Source organism: Psychrobacter sp. N25K4-3-2 (assembly GCF_015351755.1).
GTDB lineage: Bacteria > Pseudomonadota > Gammaproteobacteria > Pseudomonadales > Moraxellaceae > Psychrobacter > Psychrobacter glaciei.
Window position 1 is genome coordinate 522,925 of sequence record NZ_JADKLX010000002.1, and the last position, 23,490, is coordinate 546,414.

Genomic DNA, 23,490 nt, shown 5'->3' on the forward strand with positions numbered 1-23,490 from the left:
ACTATTTGTCCCCCATCTTTGCTGCTGGTACTTCTACATCTGCTACTGTTGCAAAACCTGCAGCATTAATCACATTTTGGCTGACAGTCTTAGGTTTTTTGATGCGATAGCGCTTATCTAACATACTTAGCAGCCCACCTAGAGCCATAATAATAGCACCAAGCCATATCCAACGAATCAACGGCTTCACATAGATGCGTACCGCCCATTGGTTGCTGTCTTTAGCAATCGGTTCGCCAAGTGCCACATAAACATCACGCATGAGGCTGGCATCAATCGCCGCTTCAGTCATCGGCATCATACTAATGATATAGTTACGCTTTTCAGGGTACAAGGTAGTCACATCTTGACCGTCTTTGCTTACTAATACCTCGGCTTGTGTCGCATCAAAGTTACTGCCTTTGACTTCGCTAAAGCCTTTCACGGTAAAGTCATAGCCTTGCACGTGGACGCTATCGTTTGGTCCCAGCGCCACGTCACGCTCGATACTCAGACTGCTAGTAAAGGCAATACCGATAACCGCTATTAAGACGCCAATGTGTGCCGTTTGCTGACCCCAGTAGCTCAAACGTAATTGACTTAAGCCTTTTAAAAGGCTCGGTGCATTTTTGGTTTTGTCTTTGAAGTCGACCACCATCCAGAACAATACCCAAAAGCTAACCGCCAAAGTAACGCCAATATTGAGCATAGAAGAGGGATGGACAAAGTAGGTAATAATGGCCGCAAGCACCAGACTACTAACCGCAATGACCATACCAACGCCTAGTAATGGACGCTTGTCTTTTTTCCAACGGATATTGGAGCCCATACCCATTGCAATTAATAACAACCACGTTAAAGGCACAAACAGCGCATTGAAGTAAGGAGGACCAACGGACACTTGACCTAAATTAAAGGCATCAGCAATGATAGGATATAGCGTACCAAGCAGCACCACCAAGGTCGAAATCAAAATAATGACGTTATTAATAACTAAGAATGACTCACGCGAGATGAGCTGGTACTGACTCTCAACCGTCAAGCTCCAGCCGCGGATAGCAAACATCAATAAACCACCGCCAACGATCACACCCAAAATAACTAAAATAACCAGACCGCGAGTTGGATCGGCTGCGAACGAATGTACCGACGTAATGACCCCAGAGCGAACTAAGAAAGTACCAAGCAGACTGAGGGCAAAGGCAAAAATTGCCAGCATAATCGTCCAAGCCTTAAAGACACCGCGCTTTTCTGTGACTGCTAGCGAATGTAATAAAGCAAGACCAGCAAGCCATGGCATCAGTGAGGCGTTCTCTACTGGATCCCAGAACCACCAACCACCCCAGCCAAGCTCATAATAAGCCCACCAAGAGCCTAGCGCGATACCAATAGTTAAGAAACCCCAAGCAGCGAGTGCCCATGGACGCGACCAACGTGTCCAAACGGCATCCAAGCGCCCTTCCCACAGTGCAGCCATACAAAACGCAAATGGCACCACCATACCCACATAACCCATATACAGCATAGGCGGGTGAATAATCAGACCGAAATCTTGTAGAACCGGGTTTAAATCGGCACCATCAACAGGCAAATTCGGCAGGGTACGATCAAACGGCGATGAGGTGAAAATCAGCATCGCCAGCATCATCATCTGTACGCCAGCCAAAATCACCAGTACGCGCGCGCGCATAGATAGCGGCAGACCACGGCTAAAGTAAGAGACCAAGGCACACCAAGTGGCCATGATGGTCATCCAAAGCAACAATGACCCTTCATGCCCGCCCCATGTCGCTGATAGCTTATAGTACCAAGGCAATAAAGTATTAGAGTGCTGGCTGACGTAGACTAGGCTAAAATCATTATAATAAAAGCCTGCCATCAAAGCGCCAAACGAGATAATCATTGCGGCAAACTGTGCCCACGCCAAACTTGGCGCCAAACGCTGCCAAGCAACGTGATCACGCATAACGCCAATGGTTGGTAATACTACTTGCAAAATCGCCAACATGAAAGCGATCAGCAAGGCAAAATAACCCAATTCTGTGATTAACATACGGTCTAACCTTGTTTACCTTGGATACAATTAAAGGTTCACCGATGGCATGGTTAGCCACTGGCAAACACTAAATAATCCTTTATTTGGTCATGGTTTACGGTTGAAAACTGAGGTTTTAGTGGCTATAGAAGCCCATAAAACCCGCTACTATTATCGTGATGTATTAATACGAATTATTAATACAAAGAAGCTGGCTTAAACTAGGGCATGTCGAGCACTCAACCATAGCACTGGCAATAGCAGTGACTACATTATGAATGCTCTGTGAATCTTCAACACGCTCTAATATTGTTAACTATATTATTTTAGAAAGCTTTTAAAAGTTTTGACTCATTGCTCTACTACTGCATCGCTGGGAAAAACACCAATACCAAATGCAACCAACCTGCCAAAAATCCAGTCAATCCGCCCAAGACGATCAGTGTCATCTCGTCTTCACGAAACGCCGGACGTAATAAATTCTGAAACTCATCTGGCGATAGCGCACGAATACGATCCCGAAACAGCCCAAATATCTTACTAGCGCGGCTTTCATTCAGCTCAGGATCTCGCAGTGGCACCATAGTAGCAACGATAGATTTGTCAATGATAGTATTTTTTAACTGTCCATACTCACGGCGACCAAGCCCTACGCGCAAGGTTGTGCTAATGACAGGAGATTCCAGCACTTCATATAGGTGCGACTTCATAAGTTCACGCGTTTGCACAGCACGATCCCCATACATCATCTCATTCATGATGTTCTCAAGCGTGACCAAATCCTTTACCACAATCTCAGCAAAAACTTCAGAGACTTCCTCTTGCCGTTTCATGAAACCACCCTGAAAACGATACTGACCAATATGCGGCAGCTGTGGCCTAATAAACGGGAAGCGACTTTGCAGCGCAAAAAACTTCACATAAGGGATAAAGTGTGGCTGCACTGGATTAAATACCATCCAAATGGCAATCCAGTTGGTGAGAAACCCCCAAATAGCGGCAAAAAAAGGCACCGTCCAATGCTGCGGCACCACCAAAAATATAAACATTTGGATAATACCGAAAACCAGTCCAATCAACGCACTGATATGCCAAATAAAGTTAATCTCTTTTTGGCCTACCTTCAAAAACATATCGACCATTAAGCGTCGATCATTTTCCATCGTATTAACGATCATTTTACGCATATCGACCAAGTCTTCGACATGATAAGTCAAATCCGTCACGAGCGACTGCATGATACTAGGCAGCTCTTTGTGCGCTTGAGCATAGACGCGACGCTTTAACGCATAAGGCAAATTACCCCATAGTGCTGGCGAGTGATCCAGCATAATCTCATCAATCAGTGGCTCAAGATTTTTATCCACCGTATCAGTGATGAATACTGCCATCTGCTCAGGTTCCATCGCCTTAAAAAACTCATTAAGCGAACCCAATTTGGAGAGCGTCTGATCTACAATCACCCCAGATATCTTGCCCGCTTTTCGCGGAACGATACCTTGCCAACCGATACCCGGTAGACCAAAAAATGGAAAGTTCGGAATACGAATACCCCAAAACTTGACCGGATAAAACAGCATTTTGAGCGCCATCCATACATGTATCCAAGTGACGAATGCCGTCACTGGTGGAATGGTCAGCATGGCAAAAAACTCTGGGTGCTCAGCTATCGTCTGCCACAATGAAGTTGCGTCCATGACTTTCTGTGTCCCTGACGTGATGGTTGTCGTTGCTAATGAAATACGCTTAGCAAGTTGAGAACGCTTAAAAAGACGTTCCGCCCAAATAACTACTATAAAATAAATCGCCTGATTTTAGCATACTTGCCGTTTATTAGCACATGTAGACCAGAAGCAAGTTGTGACTAAAGATGACATATTTTATGTGATTCTGATGGTAGAAAAAATATTAATATGGTCTATCGCTTGTGTGGCGTATTATGACAACAAAATAAATGGCTGAGTACTGCGCCCTCGCGTTTGTTCTGTTATAATTTGTGCTTAATTTGCAGCGAAACCTAGCATACCACCCCTTGCAATCCAATGCTTACTCATAATACTGTATGTGATTGAAATCCTTTATCTTATCTTTTATATTCATCGCGTTTTGGCTTACTTCCCTGCCCTTTTATTCCATTTCCAATGCTTCTCTGACCGCCTGAGTACTGATTTTCTATGAATAAACCGCTAGCTTCCGACACCGAACAGGTCAACCGTATTTTTGCGCACCGAATTATTATTTTTGGGCTGTTAATATTTTTGGGTCTGAGTGGTTTGCTAATACGCTATGGTTATTTGCAAGTTTATGCTCATGATAAATACACCACACAGGCAGACAATAATCGCATTAAGCTAATATCTGCGCCGCCAAGCCGTGGTTATATTTATGATCGGAATGGTGTGATTTTGGCAGACAATCAGCCCGTGTTTACTGCCATGCTAAGCCCTGATGAAGTGGAAAACCCAGAACGCACTTTAAATTTGCTCGCGCCTATTTTTGAGCTTACTGATAAAGACATCACGGATATTTTGGCACGTCTGAGCAAAAGCAAAAATGATCCGGTAACCGTCAAAATCGACTTAACCGAAGCGCAATTGGCTCAGTTCAGTGAGCGCAAACCTTTCTTTCGTGGCGTAACCATCCAGAGTAAGCTCACACGCTCATATCCTTATGACGAACTATTTGCCCATGTCATTGGTTATGTCGGTCGTATCAATGATAAAGAAACCAAGCGCATTGACAAAGATCGCTATGCGGGTACAGATCTGATTGGCAAAATCGGCATCGAAGATTTTTATGAAGATATCTTACTTGGGCAACCGGGCTACCAATCGGTAGAAACAGATGCCCATGGCAACATCATCCGCCAACTAGACACCAAGCCACCGATTGCAGGGAATGACATTACCTTGAGCTTGGACTATGGTTTACAAACCATCGCCCAGCAGCAGCTCGATGGTCGTCGTGGTGCTATTGTGGCGATAGATCCCCAAAACGGTGACGTATTAGCCTTTGTGAGTAATCCAAGCTACGATCCCAACCCTTTTATCTCTGGCATCTCGTTTAAAGACTATGGCTCTCTGCGAGAAGACCTAGACCAGCCGCTCTACAACCGAGCGCTACAAGGCACCTACCCGCCCGGCTCTACCATTAAACCCTTTGAAGGCCTAGGCGGAATTCATTACGGTTTACGCAATTGGGACACCACCATCTATGATCCCGGTTATTTTAGCCTGCCTGGAGACTCACACCGTTTTCGCGATTGGAAACGCGGTGGTCACGGCACGGTCGATCTCAAAAAATCCATCGTGATGTCAGTCGATACCTACTATTATAAACTGGCCTACGAGATGGGCATTCAACGTCTGCATGATTGGATGGTACGCTTTGGCTTTGGCGAAGAGACAGGCATTGACTTGCCCAATGAAAAGTCAGGCATTATGCCTTCGCCTAAGTGGAAAAAAGACACTTACGATAAAGGCTGGTTACCTGGTGAAACCATCTCAGTCAGTATCGGTCAAGGGTATTTCTTGGCAACGCCGCTACAGATCGCTAATGCGACAGCGATGACTGCGAACAAAGGCTATCATATCACCCCGCATCTATTAAAAAGCAGCGATGGTGCGGCAGCGGTCAATGTCATCACCAAACCCGATGGCAAAATTGACTATAACGGCAAACCCTCTGATTGGCTGCGTATGCACGATGCAATGGAAAGTGTGGTTAAAGATGGCACGGGACGCGGTATCTATACCCCGCGCTATCGTATCGCGGGCAAGACTGGTACAGCACAGGTAAAATCCATCGCTCAAGGCAAACGTTATGATAAGTCTGCGATAGACAAACGCCACTGGGATCATGCGTGGTTCAATGGTTTTGCGCCAGTAGAAGACCCACAAATCGCCCTTGCCGTGTTGGTCGAAAACGGCGGCGGCGGTAGTGCCGTGGCAGCACCTATTGGTCGCGCGCTATTTGACTATTGGGTATTACAACGCAAAAACGATCCTATTCTGCCACCCTCTGCTGATGAGCTAAAAATCATCAAACGTCAAAAAGCCTTTGAAAAAATCATGCGTGACACCCTGCGCGATAAAGAAGAGGCACTAGCAGAACAGGTAGCTGCACAAGCCGAAACCACGACAGCGACCGAATAAAAACCAATACAGAAAAAGAATAGTGGCCATGAAAAAAAAAGCAGCATCGCGTAATACCAAACAGAAAACATCTCATCAGGAAAAATCATCGACGGCCGGTCAGGTACGTATTATCGGTGGGCAATTTAAACGTCGTAGCGTCAGTTTCATTGATGCTGAAGGTCTGCGCCCAACACCAGATCGCCTGCGGGAGACCCTATTCAATTGGCTACTTGCCGACATCCATGGTGCATACGTACTTGATAGCTGTGCTGGTAGCGGCGTATTAGGCTTTGAAGCGTTGTCTCGTGGCGCAGCACACTGCACCTTTATTGAGATGAATCGTGGGCAAAGTCAAATGCTAGGCCAAAGTGCTGAGCAGTTGCGGCTCAACGCTGACACCTATCAAATTATCAATGGCACAGCAGAGCAAGTATTGATGCAAAGTCATATCGTCCCGCGCCCTTTCGATATCGTATTTATCGATCCGCCTTATGCTGAGGATTTATGGCAGCCTATTCTAGCGACGCTTATTACCCAAGCATTAATTAGCACCGAGACGCTTATTTATTTAGAAGCGGACAGAGACTTAGCGACACAATTGGAGCAGTTAGAAGAGACTATTAATAATAGTATGGTGACTCAACCATCTTTTATTCAGCAACCAATTAACTTTGAATGCTTAAAACAAACCAAAGTTGGACAAGTTGTTGCTGGACTTTTTCGCCTATCATCGTCATAATTGTCGGGTTAATGAAAGCCGTTAATAAATTTTAAAAATGTTTAAAACCGCTAAAAAACTGGCCAACGCTGCAGTTTAATGTATATAAGGCGAAAATAAACCCCAATGCAGCTTGCAAGCGTAGGCGCTACTGCTTATAATGTGCAGTCTGTTTTTTGAGAGCCCCGTTTTCCCAGCTAAACTCTCAACGAATTCTAATTTTAAGGTTTTATCATGAAAACACTAAGTGCAAAACCAGCTGAAGTGACCCATGACTGGTATGTCGTAGATGCTGACGGCAAAACCCTTGGTCGCTTAGCCACTCAAATCGCTACTCGCTTACGTGGCAAGCATAAGCCATCTTTTACGCCGCACGTTGACACTGGTGACTTTATTGTTGTCATCAACGCTGACAAAATCACGGTAACGGGTAAAAAAGCGCAAGATAAAAAGTACTATCGTCACAGTGGCTACCCAGGTGGTATCAAAGAAACCAACTTCAGTAAACTGCTTGCACATAAGCCTGAAGATGTTCTACACAAAGCGGTTAAGGGTATGCTTCCAAAAGGTCCTCTTGGCTATGCGATGATCAAGAAGCTGAAACTTTATGCGGGTACTGAACATCCACATGAAGCACAGCAACCTAAAGCACTAGACATCTAAGGATATACTTATGGAACGCAATTACGGAACTGGTCGCCGCAAAACTTCTACCGCTCGTGTCTTTTTAGCGAAAGGTACTGGTAGCATTGTTGTTAACGGCAAACCACTTGATGAGTATTTCAGTCGCGAAACGTCGCGCATGGTTGTTCGTCAGCCTTTAGAATTACTTGACACCCCTACTGCTTATGACCTTTACATCACTGTAAAAGGCGGCGGTATTAGTGGTCAAGCTGGCGCAATCCGTCACGGCATCACGCGTGCATTGATTGAGCTTGACGAAGCCAACAAACCTGCTCTAAAAGCAGCTGGTTTTGTGACTCGTGACTCACGTCAAGTTGAACGTAAGAAATTGGGCCTACGTAAAGCACGTAAACGTCCACAATTCTCGAAACGTTAATCAAAGCTACTTCTTTGCTTTTTGTGGTTATCGCCTTTTTCTCAGAGTCGATTTAACACTATTAAGCAAAAGAATAGATTTGCAAAACCTCATAAGCTGGTCACAGTTTATGAGGTTTTTTTATGGCTGCTCATTAAGTGTCGAAAACCAGCTTGCAAACCAGTAGCGACTACCCCATCATTATAATAACTTTTTGTCATTAGCTCCGACGTTATAAACAGTGCTACAAAAGGACATTATGAAAGCGCCCGAACAATACGACCCCAGCAAACCGCCAGCAAAAAACAGCATACCACCACTGAGTATGCAGCGGTCGGATAAGTCACCCGCCATTCCTGTCGGCACGCCAACGATTACCCAAACTCATAAACGTACGGCACGAGCAGATAAAAAGCCCTTTCAATGGCAGTTCTTATCGCCTAAATATTGGGCAATTTGGCTATTGTTCTTGATGATGTTGCCCATGATTTATCTACCGCTACGCTGGCAGTTTTGGCTAGGGCGTAAAGTGGGTATCTTGTTTTACAAAGTTGTAGGCTCGCGGCGACGTGATACGCTCATTAATTTAAAACTGGCCTTTCCAGAAAAGCCGGAAGTTGAACGTGAGCTGATGGCAAAGCAAGTCTTTGTCAATCAAGGTATCGGTATATTTGAAACCTTGTGTGCTTGGTTCCGTCCAAATGTCTTTACTCGCACCGTTTCTATTTCAGGACTACAACATTTAGTTAATGCTCAAAACGAAAATCGTCCGGTCATTTTACTAGGTGCACATTATACGATGCTTGATTTGGGTGGATTGTTTTGCGCGCAATTTTTTGCCTTAGACTGTATGTATCGTACACAGAATAACCCACTACTCGACTGGTTTATTTATAACGGTCGCACCAATATCTTCGGCAAGCAAATCTCCAGTCGTGACATGCGTAGCTTGGTGAGTTCAATTAAAGCTGGGCATGTCATTTGGTATTCTCCTGACCAAGACTATGGTCTCAAGCAAGGTGTCATGGCACCGTTTTTTGGTGTGCCTGCAGCCACTATCACTGCCTCAAGACGTATGGCAAAATTGGGCAGCAAGGCGCACCCGCCTGCTGTCATGGCATTGCATACCTATCGGCAAACGCCAGATAACTTGCCGAGTGGCAAACGCCCGCATTATCATCTGACGATTACGCCTGAGCTGCATAATTATCCAAGTAATGATGAGGTTGCTGACGCCACTCAGGTGAATGAAGTCTTAGAAGGACTCATTCGTATCGATCCCACCCAGTGGATGTGGTTTCATCGGCGCTTTAAACATGGGCCGACAGGTCGCACAAATATCTATAAGTAGACTTTATTCCCAAAAATATAAGTAAAATTTGCTATACTTTGAGGCTAATATTTTTGCCATTAACTGTGCAAAACTAACCATAAATTTATAATAATTTGATAAACCAAATAATGGATTTCCCATGAGTAACAATCGTACTTCTGATAATCAGACCTCTGATAGCCAAATATCTAATAGCTCAACGCAAGCCAAACGCATTTTAACTGGTATCAAGCCAACAGGTACGCTACATTTAGGCAATTACGTTGGTGCTATTCGTCCAGCAATTCAGTCTATCCAAAACAGTGATGACGAAGCATTTTTCTTTTTAGCAGATTATCATGGCATTATTGGCTGTTACGACCCTGCCGTCATCCATGAGTCGACCAAAGCCATTGCCGCGACTTGGATTGCCTGTGGTCTAGACCCTGAACGTGTGACTTTTTATCGTCAATCAGATGTACCAGAAATATCAGAGCTGGCTTGGATTTTAAATTGTTCATGTGCCAAAGGTCTGATGAATCGTGCTCATGCTTATAAAGCAGCGGTCGATATCAATATGGAAAAAGAAGACGTTGATCCTGATCAAGGTATTAATATGGGGCTGTTTGGATATCCAGTGCTGATGGCAGCAGATATCCTAATGTTTAATGCCACTCATGTGCCTGTTGGTCGTGATCAAATTCAGCATATTGAGATGGCACGTGATATTGCCGGTACATTTAACCACCGCTACAAACCGCTTTTCACCCTACCCTCAGCAGTCGTTGACGACAATATCCCGCTATTGACTGGTCTTGATGGGCGCAAAATGAGCAAAAGCTATGGCAACACTATTCCGCTATTTGGTGAGTCTAATCTACAAGTCAGTGCCGAAAAACAAATGCACAAAGCCATCATGAAAATCGTCACTAACTCGCAGCTGCCTGAAGAGCCGAAAGATCCTGACGATTCTGCTATCTTTGAGATTTATAAAGCCTTTGCTACGCCGCAAGAAATCGCCGACATGCGTGCACAGTTTGCTGCTGGTATTGGCTGGGGTGATGCCAAGCAAGCATTATTTGATAAAATAGATGCTGAGATTGCCCCATTTCGCGAGCGTTACCAAGAGCTAATGGCAAATCCAAAAGAGCTGGAAGCAATCTTACAAATGGGGGCAGAAAAAGCCCGTCGCCATAGCCGTAAACAGTTAGACAAGACTCGCCGCGCCATTGGTATTCGTCCACTTGCCAAACTTAAGTAATAAATAAAGTATTGGTAGATATTATTAATGTCGATGCATAAAGGTTTTGAACGTACTTATTTTTTGTCTTATTGTCAGTCTTTATATGATACTGAGCAAGCAAATAGACTTAATCGTCATCGTCATGTAGAACCAGATTCTGCTAAATTTCTAGCCAGTATTGCCATGATAAGAGAGCCCCATAAAGTGCTGGAGATTGGTACTTCAACTGGGTTTTCTACATTATGGCTTGCTTATGGTCTACGCCACCAGTCTAATGTTGATTTTATATCATTGGATATAGACAAAAGCCGCAGCAACACCGCTAAGCAGCATTTACAAAATGTTGGGTTATCGTCTTTGGTTAGGTTCATCGTGCAAGACGCCTTTGTTTTTCTGAGCAAGACTGAAGATGTTTTTGACTTGGTATTTCTAGATGCAGAGCGTCAGTTTTATTCCAATTACACCGAACGTCTACATAAAGTATTAAGTGTTGGCAATGTTCTTATTGTAGATAATGTCCTCTCTCATAGTGACGAGGTCTGTGAGTTCCTAGCAGAATTTATCAATAATCCTCGTTATATTTGTCATACTTTAGATATTGGTGCGGGATTATTTATGGCAGTACGTCAGGAACCTTAAGCATTATGGATATATTTGATACTACTGCTATTCGCATTTACCAAACATCCGTACAGCATCTACCAGAAGATCTTTACGTACCACCACAAGCATTTGCTATTTGGTTAGAGCAGTTTGCTGGACCGTTAGATTTTTTATTATATCTGGTCAAAAAAAACAACGTTGATCTGACGCAAATGCCAATACTGCCTATCACTGAGCAATACTTGGCTTACATCAGCGAATTAGATACCGAGCACTTTGAGTTGGCCGGTGATTATCTATTGATGGCATCAACGTTGATTGCGATTAAAACCGAGCTGTTACTACCCAAACCCGAAACGCCTACCGATGAGCGCGACCCAAAAGCTGAGCTGATTGAGCGCCTCGAAGAGTATGCGCAAATTAAAGTAGCCAGTCAGCGCTTGGATAGTCTGGTACGTCTTGAGCGTGATGTGTTCTTGGCGATGGTCAGTATGCCCAGTCAAGACATCATGAATGCCGAGCTGCCGAACTACTCACCGAATTTATTGATTGATAGCTTGTTCAAAATGCAGCTACAGCCAGACTATCAAATGCATTCCATCAAGGTCGATACCGTTCCACTTGCTGATCGCATTGCCAGTATTAGTCGACAGCTGAGTACCGATGGTGCACGCTCCTTTTATGAGCTACTAGATAAAGCGCAAGGTAAGATAGGTGTAGTAGTCAGCTTTGTCGCCGTGCTCGAGCTGATGAAGCGGCAACTAGTTGGTGTTGTGGTAAATTCTGCTTTTGACGGTGATGAGACCTCAATGGCTACGAGTCAATCTGCTATAAACGAGCAAATGAGACCATTGACCTTACAGTGGTTGGCTTAATGACTTTCAAAAGAGAGCTTTTCTAATGACAGATATTCAGTGTCAACATCTTGAAGAGATAAGCAAGCATATCGAAGTGCTGTTGCATGCATCTGAAGCACCACTCCCTGCTAATGCCTTAAAGAAGCACCTGTCGTTGTCTAGTAAAGAGCTAAAACAAGCCTTAGAACTACTAAGACAACGCTTAGATACGGGCGTCCTTAGCTTACATGAGACTGCCAGTGGTTATCGCTTGCAAATCGCAGATAGCTACAGCTTCTTAATCCAGCGCGTGTTCCCGCAACGCCAAGAGCGACTGAGCCAAGCCCTACTTGAAACCTTAAGTGTGGTTGCTTATAAACAACCAGTGACCCGCAGTGATATCGAGCACGTGCGCGGTGTCACACTATCGAGCAATATATTGCGCCAATTGTTTGATAAAGGTTGGATTGAAGAGAAGGGCTATAAAGAGACTTTGGGTCGACCAGCATTGCTACATACCACTGCGCAATTCTTAGATGCATTTGGACTGAGTGATTTAGATGAGTTACCGCCAATGCCAGATATGGCAGCCATCAAGACCATGGCCTAATGTTTATATGGTTTCGAAAAAAAAGGACAGACCTCATTAGGTCTGTCCTTTTTTCGAAGCTGACTGGTTTAAACCAATACAGCTTGAGTGTGTCATCAATTAGCAGTACTGATTACTGATTACTGATTACTGATTACTGATTACTGATTAATAATATCAACACCCTTTGGCGGAGTAAATTTGAACTGACTGCTGCTGATGCTTGGGTTCAGCTTGATACCGCTGAATTTGATAGAAGTGGTTTGACCCAAAGTATCATTTAATACCATCATCACTGGTTTGCCACCGCTAAAACTCATTGATAAACTCTTAAAACTGGCACTATCTGACTTTGGATACAGCACATAATAGTTTTTGTTGTCGTACGGCTGGGTGATTTTAAAGCTTTGATCAATTTTGCTTGGATCACCTGACAATAATAGTGCTGGGGTATTGCCCACTTGGCTGTCTACGTTTTGTTTAGTAGCTTGCTCCAAGTCCTTATCATAAACCCACATCGAGCTACCATTTGCCACAATCAGCTGCTCTGACGGTGACTTGGTTTCCCAGCGGAAATTATTTGGACGTTGGACGCTCATCGTACCACTGAACGTACCGCTATTAGCGCCCTTAGTCGTTTGGCTAAAGTTGGCTGTCATGCTTTTTGTGTTTGTTAACAGTTTATTCAGACGCGTGGCTGCTGTTAAATTGTCAGCCGGCGCGGCGGTAGCAGACTGAGTCAGTGCCATCATAGGCGCTGCAACACCAAGCGAAGTCATTAATATGCCCGCTAAAGCACCGCTCATTATTTTTTGTTTTAGAGTAGTTGTCTGTTCAATCGTTTGTTTGTTTAGTAAAGTCATTATCAATTCTCTCTTAAAGTGCGTAATCGCTAAAAAATAAATGTTCTTATTAAATTTTTTGTTTTCGATAATGTTTAACTCACCAGATAAAACCAGTGTCATTAAGCAATGCGCACAGTGTGCCAGTTTTTTCATTACGCGCCTAGTCATGATTTGCAATCATTACTACGCCTGCCATACACGCTTGTAACCAACTCTGTTACACAGGACGTCAAGGTTTTTAGATAGGGTTTTAAAGGCTTTGATGGCTCAAGAACACAAACCTACTATAAAGTATGGATATAAAAAAGCCTCCACTACCATACGGTAATAGAGGCTTTTCTAGTCATCAGATTATTTTATTCACAGAGAATAAAATAATTCAGATGGGCAATTATGCACTTTCAACCATAACATAACGACGGTTGAATTTACCTTTGGTCGCAAACTTTACAACACCGTCATTCAGTGCAAATAAAGTGTGATCACGACCCATGCCAACGCCTTCGCCTGCGTGGAATTCTGTACCACGTTGACGAACGATGATGTTACCAGCGACGATGGCTTGACCGCCAAAGATTTTTACGCCGAGCATTTTTGGGTTTGAATCACGACCGTTACGTGACGAGCCGGCAGCTTTTTTATGTGCCATGAGAAAATCTCCTTGTTAATGTGACTTATCGCTAATGCGACAACTCTTAAGCATTTAGTGCGCTGTTTAGCAATAATTGCTAAATGGGTAATTAGGCATTAATGGCTTTGATTTTTAACAAGGTATACCATTGGCGGTGACCTTGCTCTTTGTGATAATGCTTACGACGGTTGTGCTTGACGATACGAATTTTTTCGCCGCGACCATGCTCAACAACTTCAACTTCAACGCTAGCACCTTCAACGATAGGCTGACCGATTTTGACAGTTTCACCGTCAACAATCATCAATACGTCTTCAAATTTGATTGTAGCGCCAGTTTCTGCTTTTAGTAGTTCAACTTTAAGCAATTCATCGACGACTACACGGTGCTGTTTACCACCAGTTTTGATTACTGCGTACATTGTATGACTCCGTTTAACCCGTGTGCCGTGGCTGATGTTATACCAACGCTTTTACGACGAACACGACAGGGAAAAATTAAAGGCAAGATTTTACGGCTTTTTGCTCATAAAAGCAAGCCGCGCCTCTTGTTTTTGTAAGGTGGTTACACTAATGATAATCACTCATCCTGCTATATCTACTGCTTATTATAAGAGTGTCATAGACAACAATTCTAATATGAGCATACAAAACAATAATGACGAATGATGGATTAAGCCCAACAGCGGTTATTATAACTTATGCAATCAGTTACTTACAGCCTTTTATGAGTCATTTATGTGATTAAAAAATTTTAAATAAGCTAGAGAACATATATCCAAAATATAAAAGGTTTTTGCAGTTTTTATTCTTCTTAACCCGCGCAGTAAAGCGTGTATAAAACACTTTTGATCTACTTCTGCTTTATACTTTAACCCACAATTTAAACGTACAGCTATGCTATTATAAGCAAAACGATACCTTACCTATAGATAGATAAAGTCAAGGTTATAAAAACTCTCTTTATTCTTATTAATATGACTATTTATTATGACTATTACCTCTTCAACTAATACCTCTTCTATGACTCAATCCATGCCTAGCTATGCTGATATTCAAAGTATCGTCGCTGATGATTTTGAGGTGATGGACAAGCAAGTATTTGGTAGTCTCAACTCAAAAGTACAGCTCGTCATGAGCGTCTCGCAGCATGTAATCAATGCTGGTGGCAAACGTATGCGTCCACTGATTACCTTATTATGTGCCCGCATGTTCAATGACAATCCATCAGAAAAAGCCATGCATTTAGCTGCCATCACTGAGATGCTGCATACTGCTACCCTCGTCCACGATGATGTCATTGATGAGTCAGGACAGCGCCGCGGTAAGCCAACGGCGAATGCCACATGGGACAATGCCACCGCAGTATTGGTCGGTGATTACCTCATTGCCCGCGCCTTCAATCTTTTGGTCGGTTTTCAAAGCTTGCCATTGTTGCAAGTGTTCTCGGATGGTACTTGTGATATTGCTGAAGGTGAAGTGTTGCAGTTACAGCATCAGCATAACCCTGCCGCGACAGAAGAAGACTACCTACGCATTATTGATGGCAAAACCTCACGTCTGTTTATGATGGCGACCCAAGGTGCCGCTATCTTGCAAGATAAAACAGAATATATGACGGCGTTGGGTGATTTTGGTCAACACTTTGGCAATGCCTTTCAGATTATCGATGATGTGCTTGATTATAGTGGCGATAGTGAAGTGATGGGCAAAAACCTAGGCGACGACCTTGCTGAAGGCAAACCTACTTTACCAACGATCAAAGCGCTTGAGTTGCTAAAAAACAGCGATACAGAAGGCTATGAGCAGCTCCGCATTGCTGTACAAACTGGGAAAACGCCTAACGCTGAACAGCTTATTGAGTTGGTGCGCCGCTCAGGCTCATTAGATTATTGCAAACAGCGTGCTTTGGAAGAAACCAAATTGGCGCAACAAGCACTGAGCACGCTACCAGACAATCGCTATCGTCAAGGTTTGCATCAACTGACCGAGCTTGCTAGCGCACGTTTAGTGTAGCAGCATCGTTTTTAACAGTTGTTAGTCTCGATTCACGTTTCTATTGTGATACTGATCTATGCATATTAGAGACTATTGAGCGCTATTTTTATGGTCATAATTAGTAGTTGATAAATTCGTTATTTTGTTTACAAACCCAAATTTTCATCGTTTAAAAGCCTCAATGATTATGTGGTTTATAAATATAACAAAAGTTTACAATATGTTTTGATAGTAGGTTGTATGTCGCCCTATTAGCGGTTAACTGAGGTGAGGCTTACTATAGCGGCATCTCTTTTATTCATAAAACGTAATATTGCCGCTTTTTGCCGCCTTCCCTCTCCTAAAGTACTTGACTGTGGGGTAACCCCATTAGTTTATAATAACTGATTAAATTTACTAATCAATTCTGTGGCTTGCCTACATCTATGATGCTAAAAATCTTGCCTCATGATTCATCATACAAACGTAAGAACTGGGCATTCTAGTCATTACGTGATATTAAAATTGGTTCTATTAAAACTGATGTTATCGATAGTGATCTGAGCAAGATATGGCATGTACTTAGCGTTAAGACTGCCCCTACATTTAATACCTTTAAAATTTCATATGTTAAGATTTATTTACTTATAAATTTTTTATACTGTCACTATTTATTTTATACCTATTGCCGAGGACATTGATGAAGCACTCTACTCTTGCGCTTGTAATAGCATCTGTACTATCTGGAGCTGTACTGATTGGCTGTGACAAAAACGAGGACGCCGCTGGCGCAGATGCCGCACAACAGCAGATGCCGCCTGCGGTTGTCAACGTTCAGACTGTCACTCTCGATACCGTACCCCAAGTACAAACATTCTCTGGACGCACTGCCGCCTATCAAACCGCTGACGTTCGTCCACAAGTTAATGGCGTCATTGACGAGGTACTGTTCCGTGAGGGCGGTAACGTCAAAAAAGACCAGCCTCTCTATCGTATCAATACTGATAACTATGCCACTTCTATCACCAGCGGTGAAGCAGCAGTTGCTCAGTCTCAAGCCAATTATCAGACTGCACTGGCCAATAACGCCAATGCCAAAGCTGAATTGGGCAGTCGCCAAGCTTCATTAGCCCAAGCGGTCAATGATTTTCAGCGACTACAAGGTCTTGTAGAGATCGACGCTATCTCTAAACAACAATACGATCAAGCACAGACAGAAGTCCGTACAGCTCAAGCTGCAGTAGAAAGTGCGCGTGCAGCCGTTGGTCAGACGCAAGCAGGTATTGAAAGTGCGAAAGCGGGTATCCAAACGGCTCAAGCAGGATTGGAGTCCAGCACGTTAGATCTTAACCGTACGATTGTACGGGCACCGATCTCAGGGCGCACAGAGCGCTCGAATGTGACTGCGGGTACCTTGGTAAGCGCCAGTCAAGCCAATCCACTGGTAACGATTTCGCGTCTAGACCCTATCTATGTCGATATCAGTCAATCATCGTCTGAGCTGCTCAAATTACGCCAGCAAATATCTGAAGGCAAAGCACAGCCCGGTATGAACTCGGTTGAATTGGTTCTAGAAGATGGCTCAGTCTATCCTGTACGTGGCAAGCTTGCATTGTCTGAAGCAAAGGTTGATGCGTCAACAGGCGCTGTGACCTTACGTGCCATCTTCCCAAACAGCAATAACATCTTGCTGCCGGGTATGTATGTCACTGCACGCTTGACCCAAAGCGTCATTACCAATGCTGCGCTAGTGCCGCAAAGCGCAGTGTCACGTACGCCTAAGAGTGAGACGCAAGTCTATATCGTCGATGAAAACAATAAAATCCAAGTACGTCCAGTCACTATTAATGGTACTTATAACGGACAATGGGTAGTTACTGACGGTCTAAAAGCAGGTGATAAGGTCGTGATTATTGGTGGCTCAAAAGTCAAACCTGATCAAGAGGTAGTCGCTAAGCCATTAGAAAGCGCCAATCCAGCACCATCTGCAAAAGGACAAGGCACGCCAAACGCCAAAACGCCTCAGCAAGCTGCAAAAACGGTGGATAAGCCAGCTGGTAACGGAACTTCTGCTAAGAAACCTACAGAAACCACTGCTAACTAATTCCATTCAAAGATAGGAAGACTTAGGGATATACTATGTCACGTTTTTTTATTAATCGCCCTATTTTTGCATGGGTGTTGGCTATTTTAGTCATGCTCATCGGGGTGATATCGGTTATTAACCTACCGATCGAACAGTATCCACGTATTGCACCACCGACCATCTCAGTCAGTGCCAGCTATCCTGGTGCTAACGCACAAACTGTCGAGAATTCAGTCGTACAGATCATTGAACAGCGTATGAAGGGTCTCGATGGTCTGATGTATATGTCGTCATCGAGCTCGTCAAATGGTAGCGCCTCAGTGACGCTTACCTTTGAGAATGGTACTGATTCTGATACCGCACAAGTACAAGTACAGAACAAACTGCAAGCAGCGATGAGCTCCTTGCCTGAGTCTGTTCAGCGTCAGGGCGTCAACGTCAATAAATCGTCTAGCAGCTTTTTGATGGTGCAAGCATTTATTTCTGAAGATGGCACTATGGATCGAGCGGATATTGCCGATTACATTAACTCCAATGTCGTCGATTCGATCAGTCGTGTAGAAGGTGTGGGTGAAGTTCAAGTCTTCGGTTCTACCTATGCGATGCGTGTATGGCTTGACCCTTCACGCCTACGCAGCTATAACATGGTACCGTCTGATGTCGTCAATGCAATACGAGCGCAGAACGCGCAAGTATCTGCTGGTCAGCTAGGTCAAGCACCTGCTGATACCGACCAACAGGTTATCAATGCCACCGTTACAGTGCAAAGCTATCTACAAACACCTGAAGAATTCCAAAATATTCTGTTAAAAACAGATACCTCAGGCGCCCAAGTACGCTTAGGCGATGTGGCAGATGTCGAAATCGGTAGTGCAGACTATAGTGTAGTATCGCTATATAACGGTCAAGAAGCTGCTGCTTTGGGTATTTCACTCGCAGGTGGTGCTAACGCGCTTGAGACTCGTGAAGCCGTTGGCGCACGTATGGCGGAGCTAGAAAAAAACTTCCCAATTGGTCTAGCCTCAGTTGTTCCTTATGACACCACGCCATTCGTACGCTTGTCTATCGAACAAGTCGTCATGACCCTCATTGAGGCGATTGTGTTGGTCTTTATCGTCATGTTCATTTTCTTACAGAACTGGCGTGCAACTATTATTCCGACGCTTGCCGTACCTGTCGTTTTATTGGGCACGTTCGCAGTGCTTTATGTAGCGGGCTTTAGTATCAACGTGCTGACCATGTTTGCGATGGTACTGTCCATTGGTCTACTGGTCGATGATGCGATCGTTGTGGTAGAGAACGTTGAACGTATCTTAGAAGAAGATCCTCATATTTCTATTAAAGACGCGACCATTCAATCGATGGGTGAGATTAGTAAGATTGTTATCGGTATTGCTTTGATTCTATCAGCAGTATTTGTACCGATGGCCTTCTTCGGGGGTTCAACGGGCGTAATTTACCGTCAGTTCTCCATTACTTTGATTACTGCTATGGTGTTATCAGCCATTGTCGCCCTTGTTTTCACCCCTGCGCTATGCGTGACCTTATTAAAACGTGGTAAGAGCCATGAAAAAGGCAATGAAGAAAAACAAAAAGGCTTCTTTGGCTGGTTTAACCGCTCATTCTTTAAGCTTAGTCGTTCATACGAAGGCTTTGTCGGTAAAAGCTTTCGCTTCAAATGGTTATATTTGATTGGTTATGCGGCCATTATTGGCGTCATGGTGGTGGTATTCTTACGTATTCCCGGCTCATTTTTACCAGAAGAAGATCAAGGTATTATGTTTACTTTGGTTCAGCTTCCTGCCGGTTCGACGTTAGATGAAACACAAGAAGTGCTCGATAAAGTAAGAAACTATTACGACACTCAAGAAACCGATAACATTGCCTCCGTCTTTACCATTGCAGGCTTCAGCTTTGCAGGTCAAGGGCAAAATATGGGACTGGCATTCGTTCGCCTGTCAGATTGGGAAGCGCGTTCCGGTGATGAGAACACTGCTCAGGCTGTTGCTGGTCGAGCAATGGGTTACTTCTTTACCCAATTAAATGAAGCGCAAGTTTTTGCGATTGTACCGCCAGCCATTACCGAACTTGGTAACGCCAGTGGTTTTGATTTGATGCTCCAAGATAATGGTAACCTTGGTCATGATGGGCTACTTGAAGCACGAAACATGCTGCTAGGCATGGCAGCGCAAAACGATCAAGTCGCTGGTGTACGTCCTAACGGTCAGGAAGACTCACCGCAGCTCAAGGTGAATATCAACCAAGAGCAAGCCGCCGCTTATGGCTTGTCATTAGGTAATATCAATAGCGTTATCTCAACCGCTTGGGGCTCAAGCTACGTTAATGACTTCATTGATCGTGGCCGTATTAAACGCGTCTTTGTTCAAGGTGAAGCGAGTAGCCGTACCAATCCTGATGATATTGGTAAATGGTATGTGCGAAATGAAATGGGCGATATGATCTCATTTAATGCTTTTTCGACCAGTGAATGGCAATCAGGCTCACCACGTCTGACCCGCTACAACAGTTTACCGTCTATGAACATCCAAGGTAGTGCTGCGCCCGGTCTAAGTACTGGTGAAGCCATGAGCTCGATGGAAGCCATGATTGAGAAGCTACCTGAAGGTATCGGTTACGAGTGGACAGGTATGTCACTAGAAGAGCAAAAGTCAGGCGCTCAAGCACCGATGCTCTACGCGCTTTCAATCTTAGTCGTGTTCTTATGTTTGGCAGCCCTCTATGAAAGCTGGTCTATCCCCTTCTCTGTCCTACTGGTCATTCCACTTGGGGTATTAGGGGCAGTCATATTTACGTGGTTACGAGGTTTCGCCAACGATATTTACCTGCAAGTAGGTCTACTGACGGTGGTTGGTCTATCGGCCAAAAACGCCATCTTGATCATTGAGTTCGCTAAAGAGCATCAAGAGGAAGGCTATAGCCTAAAAGAGGCAGTCATGACAGCAGCACGCCAACGTCTACGCCCCATTATCATGACCTCACTTGCCTTTGGTCTAGGTGTTGTGCCATTATTCTTGGCGAGTGGTCCAGGTTCAGGCAGTCAGAACGCCATTGGTACCAGTGTGGTTGGCGGCGTCGTAACGGCGACCCTCTTAGGCATCTTCTTTATCCCGATGTTCTACATTTGGATACGCAGTGTGTTCCCTCACAAGTATGACAACAATAAGCCAAATGATAAAGGCGATGGCGACAATGGTACGCCTGCTCCTCAGAACCCAACTCCCTCAGAGAGTTATCAGCCTGCAAGCCTTGGAGACAATACATAATGAGTGCTCAAAAAACATGTACAACCAATACTACAGCGGTGGTAGCCTCTGCTACCCTTGCGCGCCCAGTTCTATCACGCATGCGCAAGAACAGCGGTCGTTTAATCGGCTTGACTGCTTTAGCGATGAGTATGGCGGCTTGTAACACCATTCCAAAAGCCGATACTCGCCCTGTACTTGCTGAGCCCAATATCTCTATTGAACAAGCCTACGGGGCGTTCGACAAGGAAACGGCTAGTAACGCCTCACAGCCAAGTATTGCGGGTCAACGCTGGCAAAATTTCTACAGCGATGAGCGTCTAAAAGGGCTGATTGCTTTAGGACTTGAGAACAATAAAGACTTTGAAAGTGCCCGTTTAGCCATTGAAAAAGCACGAGCGCAATATCAAATCACCGATATTAACGATCTGCCAACCATCAATGGTAGTGGCGGCTACACGCGCCAGGCACAGAATAGAACTGACAAAAACCCCAACAGTAGTTATAACGTCAACCTAGGATTGGCCAACTACGAGCTAGATTTTTGGGGTAAGATTTCTAGCCTAAAAGATCAAGCGTTGCAGAATTTTTTGGCGACTACAGCCGCGAAGGATTCGACTCAAATTAGTCTAATCAGTAATATTGCCCAAAGCTATGCCAATTTAAGCTATAGCTTGGCACAGCTTAAGCTGGCAGAAGCTACTGTTGAGAGTCGTGACAGATCATTGTTTATTGCGAGCAAACGTTTTGAGGCAGGCATTGATCCTAAACTGCCTTCATTGCAAGCCAGTGCTTCTTTAGAAAATGCTAGGCTTGCCGTATTACGGGCACAAAGCAGTATCTTGACCTCACGTAATGCCTTGCAATATTTGATTGGCGCTTCTATTCCAAACGAGTTGATTCCAACACCGGCAGTCAGCAATATTACTAGCCAGCAACTCTTTAATGCCGGCTTACCAAGTGAGTTGTTACGCTATCGCCCTGATGTCTTACAAGCGGAATACAACCTAAAAGCTGCGGGTGCCAATATCGAAGTGGCACGTGCGTCTTACTTCCCTTCCATTAGCTTAGCAAGTAGTGTTGGTGTCAGTAGCGGTAGCTTAGATGATCTGTTCAAAAGCGGTGCAGTCGGCTGGTCTTTTGGCCCAAGTATTAGTGTCCCAATCTTTGATGCAGGACGTTTGGATGCTGAATATAATGTGGCCAAAATCGAGCGTGAGCAGACGCTTTCGAGTTATGAGCGCTCTATCCAAACCGCATTCCGCGAAGTGTCAGATGTGCTAGCGACACGCGCCACCTTGGGTGAACAGTTAGAATCTCAGTATCGCCTACAAGATAACTTTGAGCAAACCTATCAAATTGCCGATGCACGCTTTAAAGCGGGTGTCTCCAACTATCTAGATGTCCTCGATGCCCAGCGTTCGTTATTCTCAACCCAGCAGGGAATTTTGGATTTAGAACTACAAAAACTTGTCAGCCAAATTGAGTTGTACCAAGCGCTCGGTGGCGGTGCTAACCTTGATGTGCCAACGGTCATCCCTGTGCCGCAATATACCAACTTGGTTCAGGTCGTTAACCTACCTGCCTATAGCAACAAGGTAAAAGCGGCTAACGCGATTGATGCAGCGAGCTCAGCACGTGTGGCGTCTGTACAAGAAGCCATCGCAATCAAACAAGCGCAGCCGTCAGAAACCACTACCTTTGAGCCGACTGCTATCGTCGATGTCAATAGCGATGGTAAAACAGATGCTGCAGTGGGTGTGATTACCGAAGAGACGCGTTTCAATGAAAATAGTGTTGAGCAAGTGCCGGTCACGCAGATTGTTGAGCCTTAAATGGTTCGATCTTAAAATCGTTACATCACAGTATCCTTGTATTGACAGTTGATAAGTACCATTAGCCCTGCCGACTTGGTAGGGCTTTTTGCTTTTATCAGCTGTCTTTGGTTATAGTAGAATCACTAGGGCGTGTCTTCATTTCAAAAATGGTGATAAAAATGAGATAAATTGCCGTCAAACAAGAAAAAGAGTGCAGATAATATCGGGATATTAACCAGCTATTTGACGATGTTTGGCAAGATTTAGCCATTTTTAGCCCATTTAGATGACTATCGAGTGAATTGAAGACACGCCCTAGGCTAACGGCTATTTTGTTAGCGCCCATTTTCAAATATTACATCTATAGTCGATACTAAATAAA

18 protein-coding genes are annotated in these 23,490 nt (G+C 44.3%); 13 read left to right on the forward strand and 5 right to left on the reverse strand.

Features of this window, described 5'->3' with window-relative positions:
- Position 1 precedes the first annotated feature (1 nt).
- Positions 2 to 2,032, reverse strand: coding sequence for a heme lyase CcmF/NrfE family subunit (locus IOD06_RS07215; RefSeq protein ID WP_010199227.1), 2,031 nt, complete (start codon positions 2,030 to 2,032; stop codon positions 2 to 4).
- 344 nt (positions 2,033 to 2,376) lie between these two features.
- Positions 2,377 to 3,711 carry a membrane protein gene (locus IOD06_RS07220; RefSeq protein ID WP_010199226.1) on the reverse strand — a complete coding sequence of 445 codons (1,335 nt, stop codon included), beginning with the start codon at positions 3,709 to 3,711 and terminating at the stop codon, positions 2,377 to 2,379.
- A gap of 477 nt (positions 3,712 to 4,188) precedes the next feature.
- Between IOD06_RS07220 and mrdA the strand changes: the two genes are divergently transcribed.
- The 9 genes from mrdA (at position 4,189) to scpB (ending at position 12,511) form a co-directional block, all read left to right on the forward strand.
- Entirely contained in the window at positions 4,189 to 6,168 is a 1,980-nt protein-coding gene (gene mrdA / locus IOD06_RS07225) for a penicillin-binding protein 2 (RefSeq protein WP_194620207.1), read from the forward strand.
- A gap of 28 nt (positions 6,169 to 6,196) precedes the next feature.
- The gene (gene rsmD / locus IOD06_RS07230; RefSeq protein WP_194620209.1) at positions 6,197 to 6,889 is read left to right on the forward strand and encodes a 16S rRNA (guanine(966)-N(2))-methyltransferase RsmD; all 693 of its coding nucleotides are present in this window, start codon (positions 6,197 to 6,199) and stop codon (positions 6,887 to 6,889) included.
- Positions 6,890 to 7,102: 213 nt separating this feature from the next.
- Entirely contained in the window at positions 7,103 to 7,531 is a 429-nt protein-coding gene (gene rplM, locus IOD06_RS07235; RefSeq protein ID WP_010199223.1) for a 50S ribosomal protein L13, read from the forward strand.
- A gap of 10 nt (positions 7,532 to 7,541) precedes the next feature.
- Positions 7,542 to 7,928, forward strand: a complete 387-nt coding sequence (gene rpsI / locus IOD06_RS07240) for a 30S ribosomal protein S9 (protein ID WP_010199221.1) — start codon at positions 7,542 to 7,544, stop codon at positions 7,926 to 7,928.
- Positions 7,929 to 8,166: 238 nt separating this feature from the next.
- Positions 8,167 to 9,258, forward strand: a complete 1,092-nt coding sequence (locus IOD06_RS07245; protein ID WP_194620210.1) for a lysophospholipid acyltransferase family protein — start codon at positions 8,167 to 8,169, stop codon at positions 9,256 to 9,258.
- A 121-nt stretch (positions 9,259 to 9,379) separates the two neighbouring features.
- Positions 9,380 to 10,480, forward strand: a complete 1,101-nt coding sequence (locus tag IOD06_RS07250; protein WP_194620212.1) for a tryptophan--tRNA ligase — start codon at positions 9,380 to 9,382, stop codon at positions 10,478 to 10,480.
- A gap of 27 nt (positions 10,481 to 10,507) precedes the next feature.
- Entirely contained in the window at positions 10,508 to 11,101 is a 594-nt protein-coding gene (locus IOD06_RS07255) for an O-methyltransferase (RefSeq protein ID WP_194620214.1), read from the forward strand.
- 5 nt (positions 11,102 to 11,106) lie between these two features.
- Complete coding sequence (locus IOD06_RS07260) at positions 11,107 to 11,940, forward strand: ScpA family protein (RefSeq protein WP_194620215.1); 834 nt, start codon at positions 11,107 to 11,109, stop codon at positions 11,938 to 11,940.
- Positions 11,941 to 11,965: 25 nt separating this feature from the next.
- Entirely contained in the window at positions 11,966 to 12,511 is a 546-nt protein-coding gene (gene scpB / locus IOD06_RS07265; RefSeq protein ID WP_194620217.1) for an SMC-Scp complex subunit ScpB, read from the forward strand.
- Positions 12,512 to 12,651: 140 nt separating this feature from the next.
- Here the strand turns inward: scpB and lolA are convergent, their stop codons facing one another.
- From lolA to rplU, 3 genes are all read right to left on the reverse strand, one after another.
- On the reverse strand, positions 12,652 to 13,353 hold the full coding sequence (gene lolA / locus IOD06_RS07270; RefSeq protein ID WP_194620219.1) for an outer membrane lipoprotein chaperone LolA: 702 nt from the start codon (positions 13,351 to 13,353) through the stop codon (positions 12,652 to 12,654).
- Between the two features lie 373 nt (positions 13,354 to 13,726).
- Positions 13,727 to 13,984 (reverse strand): 50S ribosomal protein L27, encoded by a 258-nt coding sequence (rpmA, locus tag IOD06_RS07275; protein WP_010199200.1) that lies wholly within the window; start codon positions 13,982 to 13,984, stop codon positions 13,727 to 13,729.
- Between the two features lie 91 nt (positions 13,985 to 14,075).
- Positions 14,076 to 14,387 (reverse strand): 50S ribosomal protein L21, encoded by a 312-nt coding sequence (gene rplU, locus IOD06_RS07280; protein ID WP_010199185.1) that lies wholly within the window; start codon positions 14,385 to 14,387, stop codon positions 14,076 to 14,078.
- Positions 14,388 to 14,955: 568 nt separating this feature from the next.
- On the opposite strand from rplU, the gene IOD06_RS07285 reads away from it, so the two are divergent.
- From IOD06_RS07285 to IOD06_RS07300, 4 genes are all read left to right on the forward strand, one after another.
- Positions 14,956 to 15,981: a polyprenyl synthetase family protein gene (locus tag IOD06_RS07285; RefSeq protein WP_189584189.1), complete on the forward strand. Its 1,026-nt coding sequence runs from the start codon at positions 14,956 to 14,958 to the stop codon at positions 15,979 to 15,981.
- Positions 15,982 to 16,642: 661 nt separating this feature from the next.
- Entirely contained in the window at positions 16,643 to 18,046 is a 1,404-nt protein-coding gene (locus IOD06_RS07290) for an efflux RND transporter periplasmic adaptor subunit (protein ID WP_194620221.1), read from the forward strand.
- A 35-nt stretch (positions 18,047 to 18,081) separates the two neighbouring features.
- A complete protein-coding gene (locus tag IOD06_RS07295; protein ID WP_194620223.1) occupies positions 18,082 to 21,312 on the forward strand; it encodes an efflux RND transporter permease subunit in 3,231 nt (1,076 codons plus the stop codon).
- The gene (locus IOD06_RS07300; protein ID WP_194620225.1) at positions 21,312 to 23,126 is read left to right on the forward strand and encodes an efflux transporter outer membrane subunit; all 1,815 of its coding nucleotides are present in this window, start codon (positions 21,312 to 21,314) and stop codon (positions 23,124 to 23,126) included. Before IOD06_RS07295 ends, IOD06_RS07300 begins: the two co-directional genes overlap by 1 nt.
- Positions 23,127 to 23,490: the final 364 nt, after the last annotated feature.

What these genes read in the sequence shown, in the direction of transcription:
- IOD06_RS07215 (WP_010199227.1), bottom strand. Translation starts at nt 2,032, where the DNA reads ATGTTAATCACAGAATTGGGTTATTTTGCCTTGCTGATCGCTTTCATG.
- IOD06_RS07220 (WP_010199226.1), bottom strand. Translation starts at nt 3,711, where the DNA reads ATGGACGCAACTTCATTGTGGCAGACGATAGCTGAGCACCCAGAGTTT.
- mrdA (WP_194620207.1), top strand. Translation starts at nt 4,189, where the DNA reads ATGAATAAACCGCTAGCTTCCGACACCGAACAGGTCAACCGTATTTTT.
- rsmD (WP_194620209.1), top strand. Translation starts at nt 6,197, where the DNA reads ATGAAAAAAAAAGCAGCATCGCGTAATACCAAACAGAAAACATCTCAT.
- rplM (WP_010199223.1), top strand. Translation starts at nt 7,103, where the DNA reads ATGAAAACACTAAGTGCAAAACCAGCTGAAGTGACCCATGACTGGTAT.
- rpsI (WP_010199221.1), top strand. Translation starts at nt 7,542, where the DNA reads ATGGAACGCAATTACGGAACTGGTCGCCGCAAAACTTCTACCGCTCGT.
- IOD06_RS07245 (WP_194620210.1), top strand. Translation starts at nt 8,167, where the DNA reads ATGAAAGCGCCCGAACAATACGACCCCAGCAAACCGCCAGCAAAAAAC.
- IOD06_RS07250 (WP_194620212.1), top strand. Translation starts at nt 9,380, where the DNA reads ATGAGTAACAATCGTACTTCTGATAATCAGACCTCTGATAGCCAAATA.
- IOD06_RS07255 (WP_194620214.1), top strand. Translation starts at nt 10,508, where the DNA reads ATGTCGATGCATAAAGGTTTTGAACGTACTTATTTTTTGTCTTATTGT.
- IOD06_RS07260 (WP_194620215.1), top strand. Translation starts at nt 11,107, where the DNA reads ATGGATATATTTGATACTACTGCTATTCGCATTTACCAAACATCCGTA.
- scpB (WP_194620217.1), top strand. Translation starts at nt 11,966, where the DNA reads ATGACAGATATTCAGTGTCAACATCTTGAAGAGATAAGCAAGCATATC.
- lolA (WP_194620219.1), bottom strand. Translation starts at nt 13,353, where the DNA reads ATGACTTTACTAAACAAACAAACGATTGAACAGACAACTACTCTAAAA.
- rpmA (WP_010199200.1), bottom strand. Translation starts at nt 13,984, where the DNA reads ATGGCACATAAAAAAGCTGCCGGCTCGTCACGTAACGGTCGTGATTCA.
- rplU (WP_010199185.1), bottom strand. Translation starts at nt 14,387, where the DNA reads ATGTACGCAGTAATCAAAACTGGTGGTAAACAGCACCGTGTAGTCGTC.
- IOD06_RS07285 (WP_189584189.1), top strand. Translation starts at nt 14,956, where the DNA reads ATGACTATTACCTCTTCAACTAATACCTCTTCTATGACTCAATCCATG.
- IOD06_RS07290 (WP_194620221.1), top strand. Translation starts at nt 16,643, where the DNA reads ATGAAGCACTCTACTCTTGCGCTTGTAATAGCATCTGTACTATCTGGA.
- IOD06_RS07295 (WP_194620223.1), top strand. Translation starts at nt 18,082, where the DNA reads ATGTCACGTTTTTTTATTAATCGCCCTATTTTTGCATGGGTGTTGGCT.
- IOD06_RS07300 (WP_194620225.1), top strand. Translation starts at nt 21,312, where the DNA reads ATGAGTGCTCAAAAAACATGTACAACCAATACTACAGCGGTGGTAGCC.